This is a genomic window from Eubacterium sp. 14-2 (genome assembly GCF_000403845.2).
Classification (GTDB): domain Bacteria; phylum Bacillota; class Clostridia; order Lachnospirales; family Lachnospiraceae; genus Petralouisia.
Map to the genome: position 1 here is coordinate 949,142 of NZ_KE159567.1, position 15,184 is coordinate 964,325.

A 15,184-nucleotide genomic window follows, 5' to 3' on the forward strand; every position below is an offset into this window, starting at 1 on the left:
TGTCTTTACGAAGGTGGATTCCTGTGGTAAAATAGCAGCAGAGACAGGAAGGAATGGCTTTGCAGCAGAGCCTGCTGTCACCTGAATCTGACAGAATAAGAATTATAAATACAAGAATTAAAAATTAAATATAAAATTAATAATACAGAAAGGAAGCGCAAAAGCGCAGAAAACATGAGTGAAAAAATTTTAGCAGTAGCAGCAGGACATGAAATTACAGAGCAGGAGCTGAACAATCTGATTCGCAATTATCCCCCGGAGCAGCAGATTTACATGTCAGATCCCAGAGCAAAACAGCAGGTACTGGATCAGCTGATTGCCTTCCATCTGTTTTATAAGATGGCAGTGGAAGAAGGGATTACAGAGTCTCAGGAATACCAGGAGCTGGTGGCGAAAGTAAAAGTGGAGCTGGCCAGCCATATGGCTGCAACCAGTGTGGTTGAAAGCATCCAGGTAACGGAAGCGGAAGAAAAAGAATATTACGAGAAGCATATGGAACAGTTTCAGGAGAAAGCCCAGGTAAGGGCCAGACATATTCTGGTGGATACCAGACAGCAGGCTGAAAGTGTCAGTCAGGAGCTGGAGCAGGGACTGGATTTTGCAGAAGCGGCAGAGAAATATTCCACCTGTCCTTCCAGGGAAAAGGGAGGCGATCTGGGATACTTTACCAGAGGGCAGATGGTGCCGGAATTTGAAAAGGCAGCTTTTGAGGGAGAGATCGGAAAGTTAATCGGTCCGGTGGAAACCCAGTTTGGCTGTCACCTGATTCTGGTGGAAGATAAGAAGGAAGGCTCTGTAAAGCCTTTCGATCAGGTACAGGAGCAGATTCATCAGCAGGTAATTCAGACCAGGCAGCAGGCAGCCTATGATGAAAAAGTAAAAGAGCTGGAAGCAGCTTACGGTGTGGAACGAAAACAGGGAGTGATAGATTGAAGCAGTCGACAAAATACTGGAAGATACTGGTAAATTTGCTGGTGGCAGTGTTTACCATTGTATGCCTCTGTGTTATTTTTCCAAAAATACTGGTATTTTTCATGCCCTTTGTGGTTGGCTGGATTATTTCCATGATTGCCAATCCACTGGTGCGTTTTCTGGAAAGAAAAGTAAAAATTGTAAGAAAGCACAGCTCCATGATGATTATTATCGGAGTGCTGGCGGCAGTCATCGGGCTTGGTTATCTGGCTGTTTCCCGGCTGGTGGTGGAAACGGGGAACCTGATTTCCAGCCTTCCGGAAATTTATGAGAATTTTCAGGCAGATTTTCAGGAAATCGGAGAAAACCTGCAGGTGTTTTATGACAGGCTTCCCAAAGATATGCAGGAAGATATTAATGAGGTGACTTCTGAACTGGCAGGATATGTGGGCGGACTGGTGCAGGCCATAGGAGAGCCCACCTTTGAGGCGGCGGGCAACTTTGCCAAAAATGTGCCGGGAACGCTGATAGCCATTATTATGAGCATTCTTTCCGCCTATTTTTTTACAGCGGAGCGGGACGCCATACTGGCTGAAATTAAGAAAAATGTGCCTTCCGGCATCTGGAACCGGGTTGCCGGAGTGATTCAGGATTTAAAACGGGTGGTAGGCGGTTATTTCAAAGCACAGTTTAAAATCATGGGAGTGGTCTATGTACTGCTGGTTATCGGGCTGTTTATCCTGAAGGTCAACTATCTTTTGCTGGTGGCTTTTATCATTGCCTTTCTGGACATGCTTCCCTTTTTTGGAACAGGAACGGTACTGGCCCCCTGGGCTGTCATTAAAATTCTGTCGGGAGACTACCGGATGGCGGTGGGCCTGATTATCCTTTACGCGGTAACTCAGGTGGTGCGGCAGGTGATTCAGCCGAAAATTGTGGGAGATACCATTGGTATGAATCCTCTGGCAACGCTGTTTTTCATGTACATCGGATATAGGATCAGCAGCATTGTGGGTATGATTATTGCAGTCCCCGTGGGCATGATTCTGATTAACCTGTACCAGGCAGGTGTGTTTGACAATCAGATCCGATGCATACGGGAACTGGTGAATGATATCAATGAATTTCGTAAATTTTAGCGGTGCCGGGCCTGTTATTTTCTGCGCAGAAGCAGAAACAGCGCGCCTGATGCCATCACAGACTGGCTTAACAGAAGTCCCCACAGGTAACCCTTAATGCCGGCGGCAGGGATAACGTACAGGACAAATCCAATGCGTATGCCCAGTCCCATAATGTTTAAAAAGAAGGTGGAAGTGGTTTTTCCAAGACCGTTTAAAATACTGTGCAGGGTGGTGGAAAGGTACAGGAAAGGACAGATCCAGCCCAGGATCACAATAAAAGTTCCGGCCAGCTCATTTCCAAAGAGAAATGAGCCCATCCACCGGCCCAGAAACAGGAACATCATGGTACATCCGAAGCCCAGCAGAAGGCTGTAGAAGCAGGTGCGTTTAATCAGGGTCAGGATATAGCCGTGTTCCTTCTTTTCCTGTGCTTCCGCAATGGCCGGAAGAAGCATGACAGATACGGAATTGGTGAGCACGGAAGGAAACAGCACCATGGGCAGGGCCATACCTGTCAGAATACCGTAGACGCTTAAGGATTCGGAGGTGGAGTAGCCGAACTGGCGAAGCTGTCCTGGAATCATGACAGCTTCCATGCTCTGAAGAATATTTACCAGAACCCGGTTGGCGCTTAGGGGAAGAGACATGAAAAATATCTGTCTCATGGCCCCAAGGCGGCTGCCCTGGTTCTTTTTTCTGCGCAGAAAACTGACGGAAAAAAGAACTGCGGCAAGTTCTCCGGCCACCATGCCCCACATCACAAGGTTCAGAGAGATGGCCCCGTGTTTTTCCATGGAAATTTCAAAAAAAAGCCATACGCCGGCCACCCGGACAAACTGTTCCAGCAGCTGGGAAGCCGCGGGTACAAATGTTTTTTTCAGACCGTAAAAATAGCCGTTGATACAGGAATGGATGGCGGCAAAAGGAATGGTGAGGGAGAGAATCTGAAGGAGCGGGGCGCACCGGGGCTCCTCCAGAAATTCCGTGGCAATCCGGTTCGAAAACCGGTATAAAAATATCGTGCAGGCAAAGGCAAGGGACAGAGACAGCATAAGGCCCGCAGTCAGATAACACTTTTCATTGTGAAAGGATTTCCGGCAGAAAGAAGAGCCTTTATCACGGTTGCAGCCGGAACTGGCAGCCTGGGCCACAAACCGGGAAATGGCGGTCTGTATGGCGGAGGAAGTCAGAGAAATGGTAAGGATATGGATGGGAAAAGTAAGCTGGTAAATTCCCATTCCCTCAGCACCAATCCTCTGGGAAAGGAATATTCTATAAAAAAAGCCAATAAGCCGGGAAAGAAGTCCCGACAGGGTCAGAAGCAGTGTTCCGGTAATCAGCGGATGGCTGCGCAGAGATTTAAAATTCATAATGCCTCCAGGGAAAAATTCAGGATTATTTCAGTCTATGTACTGAAACGGGGAAAAATGCATGGGGAGCGGCAGTTGGACCCTCCGCCCCATGGGCGCCTTTTCATACCGGTATGACCCGGCCCTTTTACAGCGCAGGTCAGAAGGGCCGCCGCATGGAAAATCATATGGAAAAAGAAACTTGACAGAGGGAGAAAAACGTGGTACTATGCGTTTGTGACAAATCCCGACTAAAACACTCGGAATTCAGAGGTGATAGGTTGAAATTATCTACAAAAGGAAAATATGGGCTGCGGGCCTTTATTGATCTGGCAGTCTGGGGAGAGGAAAAGCCGGTTGCTCTGAACAGCATTGCGGAGCGGCAGGAGATTTCCGTCAGCTATCTGGAACAGCTTATGGCAAAGCTGAAGAAAGCAGGGCTGGTAAAAAGCCTCCGGGGCGTCAATGGCGGATATACCGTTGCAAAACCTGTGGAAGAGATTTCCGTGGGAGATGTTTTAAGAGCTTTGGAGGGAGATCTGACTCCGGTGGAATGCGCCGGAATTGACAGTAACCGGCAGTGCAGCAGTTCCGCCCAGTGCGTCAGCAAAATTGTCTGGAAGCGTATCAATGACAGTATCAACGATACGGTGAACAGCATTTATATAGGAGAACTGGTAAAGGAAAGTAAAAGGCAGATTTAATTTAAGTAACAGAGGTGGGAAATATGGGAAAAATGATATATCTGGATAATGCGGCAACAACCAGGACAGCACCGGAAGTAGTGGAAGCAATGCTTCCGTATTTTTCGGAATTTTACGGAAATGCATCAACCGTTTATGAATTTGGCGGAAAGAGCAGAGAAGCGGTGTCAAAAGCAAGGGAAACCATTGCAAAGGCCATCGGCGCCAGAGACAATGAGATTTATTTTACCGCCGGAGGAAGCGAGGCTGACAACTGGGCCATCAAGGCTGCAGCGGAAGCGTATAAGGATAAGGGAAAGCATATTATTACCAGTAAAATTGAACATCATGCAGTGCTCCATACCTGCCAGTGGCTGGAGCAGAACGGATTTGAGGTCACATATCTGGATGTGGATGAATTCGGCGTGGTGAAGCTGGAAGAACTGAAAAAGGCCATACGGCCGGATACCATTCTGATTTCCATTATGTTTGCCAATAATGAAATCGGAACCATAGAGCCTGTGGCAGAGATTGGGAAAATTGCCAGAGAGCACGGAGTGACATTTCACACCGATGCGGTACAGGCATTCGGACAGGTGCCCATTGATGTGGATGCCCTGAATATTGATATGTTAAGCAGCAGCGGCCACAAACTGAACGGTCCGAAAGGCATTGGATTCCTCTATATCCGAAAAGGAATCAAAATCCGTTCTTTTGTCCACGGAGGCGCTCAGGAGCGGAAACGCCGGGCCGGTACGGAGAATGTGCCGGGAATCGTGGGATTTGGAAAAGCTGTGGAGCTGGCAGTGGTCAGCATGAAGGAGCGCACCGGGAAGGAACAGGAACTGCGGGATTACCTGATTGACCGGGTGATGAAAGAAGTTCCCTATACCAGGGTAAACGGAGACAGAACCAGCCGTCTGCCCAACAACGTGAATTTCTGTTTCCAGTTTGTGGAAGGAGAGTCTCTGCTGATTATGCTAGATATGAAGGGAATCTGCGGTTCTTCCGGTTCTGCATGTACGTCCGGTTCCCTGGACCCCTCTCATGTACTGCTGGCCATCGGCCTGCCTCATGAGATTGCCCATGGCTCTCTGCGGCTGACTCTGGGAGCAGATACCACAAAAGAAGATATTGACTACACTGTGGAGGCAATTAAGGAAATCGTAAACCAGCTGCGGGAAATGTCTCCCTTATATGAAGATTATAAGAAACACAACAGTTAAAATAAGTATCCGGAGGAGAAAACAATGTATAGTGAAAAAGTAATGGATCATTTTAAAAATCCCAGAAATGTAGGAGAGATTGAAAATGCCAGCGGCGTGGGAACTGTGGGAAACGCCAAATGCGGTGATATTATGCGTATTTTTCTGGATATAGATGACAGCGGAATTATCCAGGACGTAAAATTTAAAACCTTTGGCTGCGGTGCGGCTGTGGCAACCAGTTCCATGGCCACAGAACTGGTGAAAGGCAAAACCATACAGGAAGCGTTGCAGGTAACCAATAAGGCGGTAATGGAGGCACTGGACGGGCTTCCTCCGGTAAAAGTACATTGTTCCCTGTTGGCAGAAGAAGCCATTCATGCGGCTCTCTGGGATTATGCGGAGAAAAACGGAATTCAGATTGAAGGGCTGGAAAAGCCAAAAAATGATATCAGCGAGGAAGAAGAGGAAGAGGACTACTGAAATTTATGGAAAAAAAGAAAGTAGCAGTGGGAATGTCCGGCGGCGTGGATTCTTCGGTGGCAGCCTGGCTTTTAAAAGAACAGGGATATGAAGTTATTGGCGTTACCATGCAGATCTGGCAGCAGGAATCGGAGCAGGTGCAGGAAGAGCAGGGCGGCTGCTGCGGCCTGTCCGCAGTGGAGGATGCCAGACGGGTGGCGGCAATGCTGGATATTCCTTATTATGTCATGAATTTCAGGGCTGAGTTTCAGAAAAATGTGATAGACTATTTTACAGAAGAGTATCTGAGAGGACATACCCCCAATCCCTGTATTGCCTGCAACCGTTATGTGAAATGGGAAGCATTGTTAAAGCGCAGTATGGCCATCGGCGCAGACTATATTGCTACCGGTCATTATGCCAGAATCCGGCAGCTTCCCAATGGAAGGTTTGCATTGCAGAAATCGGCTGCGGAAGGGAAAGACCAGACGTATGCACTGTATAATCTGACCCAGCAGCAGCTTGCCCGTACCCTGATGCCGGTGGGAGATTATACCAAACAGGAAATCCGTGCCATGGCGGAAAAAATCGGACTTCGGGTTGCAGATAAACCGGACAGCCAGGAAATCTGTTTTATTCCGGATCAGGATTATGCCGGTTTCATTGAGCGGGAAAGAAAGGGAGCTGTGCCTCCTCCGGGAAATTTTGTCACAGAAGATGGAAAGGTGCTGGGCCGGCACAAAGGAATCACCCACTATACCATCGGCCAGCGCAAAGGCCTGGGAATTGCCCTGGGGGTTCCGATATTTGTGACGGAGCTTCGGACAGAGACCAACGAGGTGGTGCTGGGCACCAATGACCAGGTATTCGGAACGGAGCTTTACGGGGACAGGCTGAACTTTATGTCTATCCCGGAACTTTACGGGGAACTGGAAGTAACGGCCAAAATCCGTTATAATCACAAAGGAGCGCCCTGTACCATTCAGAAAGCAGGAGATGACAGAGTATTCTGCCGGTTCCATGAACCGGTGCGGGCCATTACACCAGGACAGGCAGTTGTATTTTATGATGGAGATATTGTAGCAGGCGGCGGAACTATTTTATAGTTCCGTTTTTTTGTCTTTATATAAAAACTGAATCATACACATATCATAGATGATAATATCATCTCCATGTTATCTGCATTTACTTTCTGTTGTCCTGGGTGTTGCGTTAATGCATGAATCGCTGTATTATTCATTCTGTGAGAATTATTTGATAATTTCCGAAAGACAGGAGAGGCATTCAGTGCATTTTGAATTGTAGTACCTTGCTTTTGGCTTGTATTGCTGATGGATTATTTGCACCTTGGATTTTATTCATTGATCCTGTATATTTCGAAATATTACCCATATCTAAAACTCTTTTTTGTGCCTGCTATGAACTATGGCTACATATGGCAATTATTTTTCTTTTAATTTAGAAGTTTCGTTTCCTCAATCAACAAATCATATTCAGGAAATTATTGAGGTCAGTCTCCCGGTTTTTCATATACATGGGGGTATGCCTTCTTGCCGAAGCAAACATATCATCTGAACAGAGAATGGTTACGTTGTAAGAATAAATTGAGGATATAAAGAGCAACATGTACAGATATCACAGGTGCACAGCAGGAAAAGTGAACTTGAAAGAAAGCAGATTTGATAGTATACTGATAGAAACAGAAGAGAGGACGGAAATATGCCGAAGAAAAAGAAGGAATTAAAACCTGCCACTGTTTTAAAAGATTACTGGCGGGACAACGGGCAGTTTGCAGACCTTTTTAATGCAGTGCTGTTTGACGGAGAATCGGTAATTCATCCGGATGAGCTGGAGGAAGAAGATACGGATGAATCCATAGTGACAGAGCATAAAGAGTATGCAAGAACCGTGGAAGCATTTCGGGATAATATCAAAATTCAGAAAATATCGTCGGTTTCCGGTGTACAGTTTGTGCTGCTGGGGCTGGAGCATCAGGAACATATCCATTATGCCATGCCAATGAGGATTATGGGGTATGATTACAGTGCCTATAAGAAACAGTATGACAGGAATGCCAGACGTTATAAATCATCTGAAGGGATGGATAAAGATGAGTATCTTTCCAGGATGAAACGGGCAGACAGGTTTACACCGGTGATTACGGTTCTGATTTATTATGGGGAGAAACCCTGGGACGGGGCACTGTCTCTGCACGGTATCCTTGATATACCGGAAAGGATGAAACCTTATGTCAATGATTACAGGATTACGCTTGTGGAAGCAGGGAAAAGCAGGTTAAAGCTGAACAATATGAATAATGTGGATTTTTTCAGTCTGCTGGAAATAATGAATAATAAGGAGAAGCCTCTGGCGGAGACCAGGGAAACAGCTATTGCATATGCAAGAGGGCACAAAGTAGAACGTTCCGTTATGATGGCTGTGATGAGTGCAGCCAGCTGCAACATAGACTATAATATCCTGAAACAGGGAGGAGAGACGGATATGTGGACAATATTTGAAGAAACAAAAAGAGAAGGAAGAGAAGAAGGCCTTATAGAAGGAAGAGAAGAAGGCCTTATAGAAGGAAAAAAAGAAATGATTTTTACCATGTTGGAAGCAGGCTATGCCTGTGAAGAGGTTGCCAGGATTTCCGGGATGACGGAGAGCGAAATCCGGAAGATGGAAAAAGAATCAGAATATTGCTGAAAAGAGTATAAAGAGCAGAACAATCATTCAAACGGTATAATTCTAAGGAGTGTTTCTGAGCGTTCAGGGACAGGGCATACTGAAAAATTAAAAGGAATATAAATAATGATAAAAGTGAACCTGTTTTCAAACAGAAAAATTTCTGTTTGAAAACAGTATTAAAAACAATGTTGATAAAAATAGTATAAAAAGTTGTTGACAGTGGACAGAGAAAAGAGATAGAATAATTATATCAAAATTATAGAACCTGAAAAGAACGATTCCGGAGTGGATGTGCCGGAATCGTTCTTTTTGGGTATTTCATAGATGTATTGTAATCCTGCATGAAGCGGAAAATTTGGGAAAGTATGAAGTGGAAAAGGGTTCTGAATCGTGTTATAATATAGTAGAATTTATAAATTTACAGATGGGATCAGGTAAGACGTATGAAAAAAGAATCAATCACAGTAAGATTTTTGTATAAAACACCCCCTGGACGCTTATGTCTGAAACTGCTGACACGTCCTTTTATATCCAGAACAGCCGGAAGATTTCTGGATTCCAGGCTGTCCTGGTGGCTGGTTCCCCTGTTTATCAGAAAACATGGGATAGATATGAGCGAATATGAGAAAAAGTACCGTACATTCAATGATTTTTTTACAAGAAAACGGTTTATGAAAGAGATAGATATTACGCCGGAACATCTGATCAGCCCCTGTGACGGCTGGCTGAGTGTGTATCCGGTCAGTGAGGAACAGACGTATCAGATTAAGCATATTGAGTATCGGCTGGAAGATCTTTTGAAAAGCCGGAAGCTGGCGAAACAGTTTTCCGGCGGAACCTGTCTGATTTTCCGGCTGACCCCGCAGAATTACCACCGCTACTGTTATGTCAGCGACGGTACGGTAACAAGAAACAGGGTAATTCCGGGAAAGCTCCACTGTGTGCGTCCCACAGCCTGCGAAGCCTTTCCTGTATTTGCGGAAAACAGCAGAGAATATGTCCAGATTCATACGCCCAAATTCGGGACTGTGATTCAAATGGAAATCGGGGCCATGATGGTGGGGAAAATTCACAATTACCCCAGAGAAGGAAAGGTATTTCAGGGGGAAGAAAAAGGATATTTTGAGTTCGGCGGTTCCACCATACTTCTGCTGCTGGAAAAAGACCGGCTGGAGGTAAAACCGGAGATTCTTAAAAACAGTTGCAGCGGGCTGGAAACAGAAATCCGTCTGGGCGAGCTGGCAGGGGTCTGTCCCGTAACGGAGGTGGAACTATGAATGAGCTGGAAAAGTGTATGGCAGGGGAATATTATAACTGCCATGACAGGATTTTTCTGGATTTTAAAGCCAGGGCAAGGGAACTGCTGCAGGAATACAATACCCTTGCATATGAACAGAAAGATTCAGACAGAGGGTAGTTCCCATTACGGCCCCTGTTCCCTTCCAGCCTGTTCCCGGTAAACTTTCGGTGTACATCCCGTCCGTTTTTTGAACATTCGACTGAAATAATATACATCCGGAACACCGCATTTTTCTGCAATGATCTTAATGGGAAAATCCGTAGCCACCAGCAGTTTTTTGGCCAGCTCTACCCGCTGGCGGTTGACATAATCAGTCAGGGGAATCCCCACCTCCCGTTTAAACAGGGTGGACAGGTAGCTGGCATTTACATTCAGCAGTTCTGCCATGGCATTCAGACTCAGATCCAGGGTAAGATCAGTGCTGATCCAGGTCATGACCTTCCGGGTGAGCAGAGAGTAATCCCGGAGGGTATATTTGCGCACCATGCGGCAGTAATTGCGCACAAGCTGCAGTTGGATGGCGCTGCACTGGGCTTTGCTGGAAGACTGCTCAATCAGCTTCACATTCTGGTTGGAATGGGCGTCAATATGAATGGGATGAACGCCGGCCTGTTCGACAGTTTTGCGCAGCAGCGTATTAAAGGAAATGGCGTAATCCTTGCTGTCCCTGAGACTGCAGGGCAGCCGGTAAGGCAGATTACGTCCGGTCAGGCTGGATATAATGTTCAGTGCCCTGGTTTCATTGCCGCTGGCCACTGCGTCCAGAATCTGATTTTCAATTCCATATCGTTCTTCAATCATCCGGATATTCATCCGGGAATCTTCTGTATTACTGTAGTGGGCATAGGTTTCATACCAGCTGTCCATGTCATTAAAATCATTAAATATAATTTCGTACTGGTTTTCGCCAAAGAGATAATTTCCAAGAGTAAGAAAAATATTGTTGTAAACAGTGGGAGAGGGAAAACAGGTCAGCCGCAGATAAAAGCCCTGCAGGACTGGCTGCTGTCTTTCCGGAATTTTCATTTTCCGGGACACCTCTTTCAGCCGGTCAGGAGGCATTTCCTCTAACAGCACAGGGCCGCAGATCATCAGTCCGGAACTGTCCGGAATGCGCAGAATGGTGTAAATGCAGTGCAGGGTGTCTTTCAGATAGTATATGGTATTTTCGTTCAGTTTATCCAGATAGCTGCGGATAAACTCATGGTCGTGATTTTCCAGAATAGTGGAACGAAGGCCGAAATCAAGCCAGGAATAGTCCTCGCAGGGCAGGGTGATACAGTGAACCGGAATGGTGTTATTTTTCAGTAAATCCTGCACAAAAGACAGCAATATCTGCTCCATGATTTTCAACCTCTTTTCTCATTCATTTTTCCGGAACTTACCGGGACGCCGGCGTGTTTTTTCGAATTGTTATCCGTATAAATTTTATATATTTTTGCACATTTTTCAGGTGAAATCAACGCAACATAAAAATAATGCAAAAAATACCAAAAATCGTATCTCGTCAGAAAAAGTAAAGATAAGTAAGATGTATTCTGTACATAAACGACAAAGAATGACAGAAAAATCCAGTATTAATTGTAAAAAGTAACGTATAAAAAAACGCCTCATCTGGAAAAATATTGTAGAAAATAAAAAGGAGGAACCATATGCGAAACATGATCAATCTGAATGGGGAGTGGAAATTTTCAAAAGAAAACAAAAAACTCCCGGAAGTGATGCCGGAAGGATGGGAATCAGTGGAGCTACCCCACACCTGGAATGCTGTGGACGGTCATGACGGAAACGGCAGTTACGACAGAGGATGCTACTGGTATGCCAGAACCTTTGAGACACCCAGGCAGCCTCTGAAAGGAGGGCGTATTTTCCTTGAAATTCTGGCGGCAGGACAGCAGGCCACCGTGTATGTGAATGGGAAGGGGGAATATTATCACGAAGGAGGCTACTCCATCTTCCGGGCGGATATCACAGACGCCTGCAAAGAAGAAGGGGAAAATCTGCTGACCATAGCCTGCAGCAATGAAAATAAAAGCAGCGTCTATCCTCAGTCTGCGGATTTTACTTTTTACGGAGGCCTTTACCGGGGCGTAAATTTAATCAGTGTGCCAGAGGCTCATTTTGACCTGGAGCATTGGGGCAGCAGCGGATTTATGGTGACTCCCAGGCCGGATGGCAGAGGAGGAGCGGAATTTAAGCTGGAATCCTGGCCGGTGAACGTGGATGAGAATTTCACAGTTCAGTACAGTATCAGGGATGCGCAGGGCAGAGAAGTGGCAAACGCAGTGCGTCCCGCAGACAGCACGGAAGTAAAAATTTATGTACCGGATGTAACCCTGTGGGACTGCGGCAATCCATATCTGTATACTGTAACAGCCACTCTGCAGAGGCGCAACGAAGCATATGATGAGGTGGCTGTACGGGCAGGCGTTCGCAGCTTTTCCTGCGATCCGGATAAGGGATTTATCTTAAACGGAATACCCACTCCTCTGCGGGGTGTCAGCCGCCATCAGGATATGCTTTATAAGGGAAATGCTCTGACCAGAGAAGACCATTACAACGACGCTTGCATGATAAAAGAACTGGGCGCCAACACCATTCGGCTGGCCCATTATCAGCATTCACAGGACTTTTATGACGCCTGTGACGAACTTGGATTTGTGGTATGGGCGGAAATTCCCTTTATCAGCGTAATGAACGAAGACCCGGCGGCTCACCAGAACTGTATTACTCAGTTAAAGGAACTGGTGCTTCAGAATTACAATCATCCCAGTATCTGTTTCTGGGGCATTTCCAATGAGATTTTAATTGGGGGCATTTCGGAGCAGCTGTTGGAAAATCACAAAGAACTGAATGAATTGTGCAAACGGATGGATCCCACAAGGCTTACCACCATTGCCCATGTGTCCATGACGCCCACGGACAGCCCGGTACACGGGATTACGGATGTAGAAAGCTATAATCACTATTTTGGCTGGTACGGCGGGAAGATGGAGGACAACGGACCCTGGTTTGACAGGTTTCATGAAGAACATCCGGAAATTTCCATGGGCGTTTCCGAGTATGGCTGCGAGGGAATTGTCACTTATCATGGGCCTGAGCCGGCCTGCAAGGACTACAGCGAGGAATATCAGGCTCTTTATCATGAACATATGGCAAAAGTGCTGGATGAACGGCCCTGGCTCTGGTCCAGCCATGTATGGAATATGTTTGATTTCGGGTGTGCAGCCAGAAATGAAGGAGGCGTGGCAGGAAGGAACAACAAGGGCCTTGTGACCATGGACCGGAAAACCAGAAAGGACAGCTATTATATTTATAAGGCATACTGGAGTCAGGAACCCATGGTTCATCTCTGCGGCAGGCGGTATGCACAGCGGGCGGGAGAAACCACGGAAATCCGGGTGTATTCCAATCAGCCGGTGGTTTCGCTGTTTGTAAACGGAGAGCTGGAAAGTGTAAAAAGTGCGGAAAAAGTATTTGTTTTTACCGTTGCATTAAAAGAAGGTTTCAACACTATTCTGGCTTCGGCAGGGCACTGCAGAGACAGCATGACCATTGAGAAGGTGGAAAAAGAGCCGGAAATCTATGTGCTGCCGGAGGTAAATGAGCGGGCAGAAGGGGTGGCAAACTGGTTTAAGCTGGTGGGAGATCTGGATTTGAAAGCGCCCATGGAATTTCCGGAAGGAAAATATAATGTGCGCTGCACCATGGAAGAAATAGCAAAATCCCCGAAAGCCATGGAAATTACTTCCAGGGCCATCAAACTGGCCACAAACTTTGACCTTGCTCCGGGTGTGGGCATGTGGGACATGATGAAATCCATGAAGCCGGAAGATATGGCCAATATGGCAGGCTCCATGATGCCGGAGGGATTTGTGGAAAGCCTGAATGCCCAGTTGATTCAGATTGACCGGGAACAGGCATAAATCACAGAAAAACGGCAGATACTGTTTAAGTATTGCAAAATCTTAGAAAAGAGAGGGAATACTATGGGAACAAATTCTGAAACTTCCGTCCGGCCTTTTGGTATGAAGGACAAAATCGGATATATGTTTGGTGATTTCGGAAATGATTTTACGTTTATTTTATCTTCCAGCTTTATGCTGAAATTTTACACGGATGTTATGGGCATCAGCGCCGGCCTTGTGGGCGGGCTGATGATGGCGGCCCGGTTTATAGATGCATTTACTGACGTAACCATGGGACAGATTGTAGACCGTTCCAGACCCACCAAAGACGGAAAATTCCGTCCCTGGATAAAACGGATGTGCGGTCCGGTGGCGATTGCCTCATTTTTGATTTATCTGTCGTCTTTTGCGGATATGGCGTATGGTTTTCGGGTGTTCTGGATGGTTGTCACCTACATACTGTGGGGATCCATCTTTTACACCGCAGTGAATATTCCCTATGGTTCCATGGCTTCCGCCATATCCTCAGACCCGAAACACCGGGCAGAGCTGTCCACCTGGAGAACCATTGGAGCTACTCTGGCAGGACTGGTTATCGGTGTGGGTACGCCGCTGTTTGCATTTGAGACAGTAAAAGGAAACACGGTTCTTTCCGGTCCCCGTATGACCGTAATTGCAGGAGTATTCAGTGTACTGGCTGTTATCTGCTACCTGCTCTGTTTTAAACTGGTACGGGAACGGGTAGATGTGCCGGCCAACAATCAGAAGCTGGAAATCGGAAAGCTGTTGAAAAGTCTGGTAACCAATCAGTCTCTGCTGGGTATTATTGCAGCTGCCATCGCCCTGCTTCTGGCCCAGCTTACCATGCAGGGAATGGCGGGATTTGTATTTCCCAATTTCTACGGAAGCCCCCAGGCACAGTCAGCCTCCACTCTGGCAGGCTCCATTGCAGTGCTGGCGATCTGTGCGCCGCTGGCTGTAAAGTTTTCCACCCGGTTTGGAAAAAAGGAACTTTCTGTTGTATCCTGCCTGATTTCCGCAGCGGTGTTTATAATCTGTTTTTTTGTGCATCCGGCAAATCCTTTCGTATATGTGGCATTTTTTACAGCAGCATTTGTGGGAATGGGATTTTTTAATACCATAATCTGGGCCATGATTACGGATGTTATCGACGATGCGGAAGTGAAAAACCATGTCAGGGAAGACGGGACGATTTACGCGGTGTACTCCTTTGCCAGAAAAGTGGGACAGGCTCTTTCTTCCGGTCTGACCGGCGTGCTTCTTTCCCTGATTGGTTATACTAAGGCCACAGCCTTTGATCCGGATGTGACGGAAGGCATTTTCAAAATGTCCTGTATTGCTCCGGCTGTGGGGTTTGTGCTGGTTGCTTTCTGTCTGTGGTTTATCTATCCGCTGAATAAAAGACGGGTGGAGGAAAACGTGGCAGAGCTGGCCCGCCGCCATGGCAAATAAGCAAAACCGTAACAGTAAAAGGTCCGGTATATGAAAAAGAAGACCTGCGGCAGAAAAATGCCGGAAATATGCCGAAGGAGGGT

Annotated in this window: 13 protein-coding genes; 11 read left to right on the forward strand and 2 right to left on the reverse strand. The window is 46.5% G+C overall.

Going from position 1 to position 15,184, the window contains the following annotated elements:
- Positions 1-174: 174 nt before the first annotated feature.
- Positions 175-933: a peptidylprolyl isomerase gene (locus tag C805_RS11560; RefSeq protein WP_016214026.1), complete on the forward strand. Its 759-nt coding sequence runs from the start codon at positions 175-177 to the stop codon at positions 931-933.
- Entirely contained in the window at positions 930-2,051 is a 1,122-nt protein-coding gene (ytvI, locus tag C805_RS11565) for a sporulation integral membrane protein YtvI (protein WP_016214027.1), read from the forward strand. Before C805_RS11560 ends, ytvI begins: the two co-directional genes overlap by 4 nt.
- A 14-nt stretch (positions 2,052-2,065) precedes the next feature.
- On the opposite strand, the gene C805_RS11570 is transcribed toward ytvI, so the two are convergent.
- Positions 2,066-3,403, reverse strand: coding sequence for a polysaccharide biosynthesis protein (locus C805_RS11570; RefSeq protein WP_016214028.1), 1,338 nt, complete (start codon positions 3,401-3,403; stop codon positions 2,066-2,068).
- Between the two features lie 260 nt (positions 3,404-3,663).
- On the opposite strand from C805_RS11570, the gene C805_RS11575 reads away from it, so the two are divergent.
- The 7 genes from C805_RS11575 (at position 3,664) to C805_RS25745 (ending at position 9,837) form a co-directional block, all read left to right on the forward strand.
- Positions 3,664-4,086: an RrF2 family transcriptional regulator gene (locus C805_RS11575; RefSeq protein WP_022750995.1), complete on the forward strand. Its 423-nt coding sequence runs from the start codon at positions 3,664-3,666 to the stop codon at positions 4,084-4,086.
- A 23-nt stretch (positions 4,087-4,109) separates the two neighbouring features.
- A complete protein-coding gene (gene nifS, locus C805_RS11580) occupies positions 4,110-5,291 on the forward strand; it encodes a cysteine desulfurase NifS (protein WP_016214030.1) in 1,182 nt (393 codons plus the stop codon).
- A 24-nt stretch (positions 5,292-5,315) separates the two neighbouring features.
- Entirely contained in the window at positions 5,316-5,753 is a 438-nt protein-coding gene (gene nifU, locus C805_RS11585; RefSeq protein WP_016214031.1) for a Fe-S cluster assembly scaffold protein NifU, read from the forward strand.
- A gap of 5 nt (positions 5,754-5,758) precedes the next feature.
- Complete coding sequence (gene mnmA, locus C805_RS11590) at positions 5,759-6,838, forward strand: tRNA 2-thiouridine(34) synthase MnmA (protein ID WP_016214032.1); 1,080 nt, start codon at positions 5,759-5,761, stop codon at positions 6,836-6,838.
- 613 nt (positions 6,839-7,451) lie between these two features.
- The gene (locus C805_RS11595; RefSeq protein ID WP_016214033.1) at positions 7,452-8,438 is read left to right on the forward strand and encodes an RpnC/YadD family protein; all 987 of its coding nucleotides are present in this window, start codon (positions 7,452-7,454) and stop codon (positions 8,436-8,438) included.
- Between the two features lie 425 nt (positions 8,439-8,863).
- Positions 8,864-9,697, forward strand: coding sequence for a phosphatidylserine decarboxylase (locus tag C805_RS11600; protein WP_016214034.1), 834 nt, complete (start codon positions 8,864-8,866; stop codon positions 9,695-9,697).
- Complete coding sequence (locus C805_RS25745; RefSeq protein ID WP_016214035.1) at positions 9,694-9,837, forward strand: maltose acetyltransferase domain-containing protein; 144 nt, start codon at positions 9,694-9,696, stop codon at positions 9,835-9,837. The genes C805_RS11600 and C805_RS25745 overlap by 4 nt, the downstream gene beginning before the upstream one ends.
- A gap of 6 nt (positions 9,838-9,843) precedes the next feature.
- Here C805_RS25745 and C805_RS11605 read toward each other — a convergent pair whose 3' ends face one another.
- Entirely contained in the window at positions 9,844-11,064 is a 1,221-nt protein-coding gene (locus C805_RS11605; RefSeq protein ID WP_016214036.1) for a helix-turn-helix domain-containing protein, read from the reverse strand.
- A gap of 308 nt (positions 11,065-11,372) precedes the next feature.
- Here C805_RS11605 and C805_RS11610 point away from each other — a divergent pair, with 308 nt between their 5' ends.
- Positions 11,373-13,646: a glycoside hydrolase family 2 protein gene (locus C805_RS11610; RefSeq protein ID WP_016214037.1), complete on the forward strand. Its 2,274-nt coding sequence runs from the start codon at positions 11,373-11,375 to the stop codon at positions 13,644-13,646.
- Between the two features lie 63 nt (positions 13,647-13,709).
- The gene (locus C805_RS11615) at positions 13,710-15,101 is read left to right on the forward strand and encodes an MFS transporter (RefSeq protein WP_016214038.1); all 1,392 of its coding nucleotides are present in this window, start codon (positions 13,710-13,712) and stop codon (positions 15,099-15,101) included.
- Positions 15,102-15,184 lie beyond the last annotated feature (83 nt).

Coding starts and splice junctions, on each gene's coding strand:
- C805_RS11560 (WP_016214026.1), top strand. CDS start 175: ATGAGTGAAAAAATTTTAGCAGTAGCAGCAGGACATGAAATTACAGAG.
- C805_RS11570 (WP_016214028.1), bottom strand. CDS start 3,403: ATGAATTTTAAATCTCTGCGCAGCCATCCGCTGATTACCGGAACACTG.
- nifS (WP_016214030.1), top strand. CDS start 4,110: ATGGGAAAAATGATATATCTGGATAATGCGGCAACAACCAGGACAGCA.
- nifU (WP_016214031.1), top strand. CDS start 5,316: ATGTATAGTGAAAAAGTAATGGATCATTTTAAAAATCCCAGAAATGTA.
- mnmA (WP_016214032.1), top strand. CDS start 5,759: ATGGAAAAAAAGAAAGTAGCAGTGGGAATGTCCGGCGGCGTGGATTCT.
- C805_RS11595 (WP_016214033.1), top strand. CDS start 7,452: ATGCCGAAGAAAAAGAAGGAATTAAAACCTGCCACTGTTTTAAAAGAT.
- C805_RS11600 (WP_016214034.1), top strand. CDS start 8,864: ATGAAAAAAGAATCAATCACAGTAAGATTTTTGTATAAAACACCCCCT.
- C805_RS25745 (WP_016214035.1), top strand. CDS start 9,694: ATGAATGAGCTGGAAAAGTGTATGGCAGGGGAATATTATAACTGCCAT.
- C805_RS11605 (WP_016214036.1), bottom strand. CDS start 11,064: ATGGAGCAGATATTGCTGTCTTTTGTGCAGGATTTACTGAAAAATAAC.
- C805_RS11610 (WP_016214037.1), top strand. CDS start 11,373: ATGCGAAACATGATCAATCTGAATGGGGAGTGGAAATTTTCAAAAGAA.
- C805_RS11615 (WP_016214038.1), top strand. CDS start 13,710: ATGGGAACAAATTCTGAAACTTCCGTCCGGCCTTTTGGTATGAAGGAC.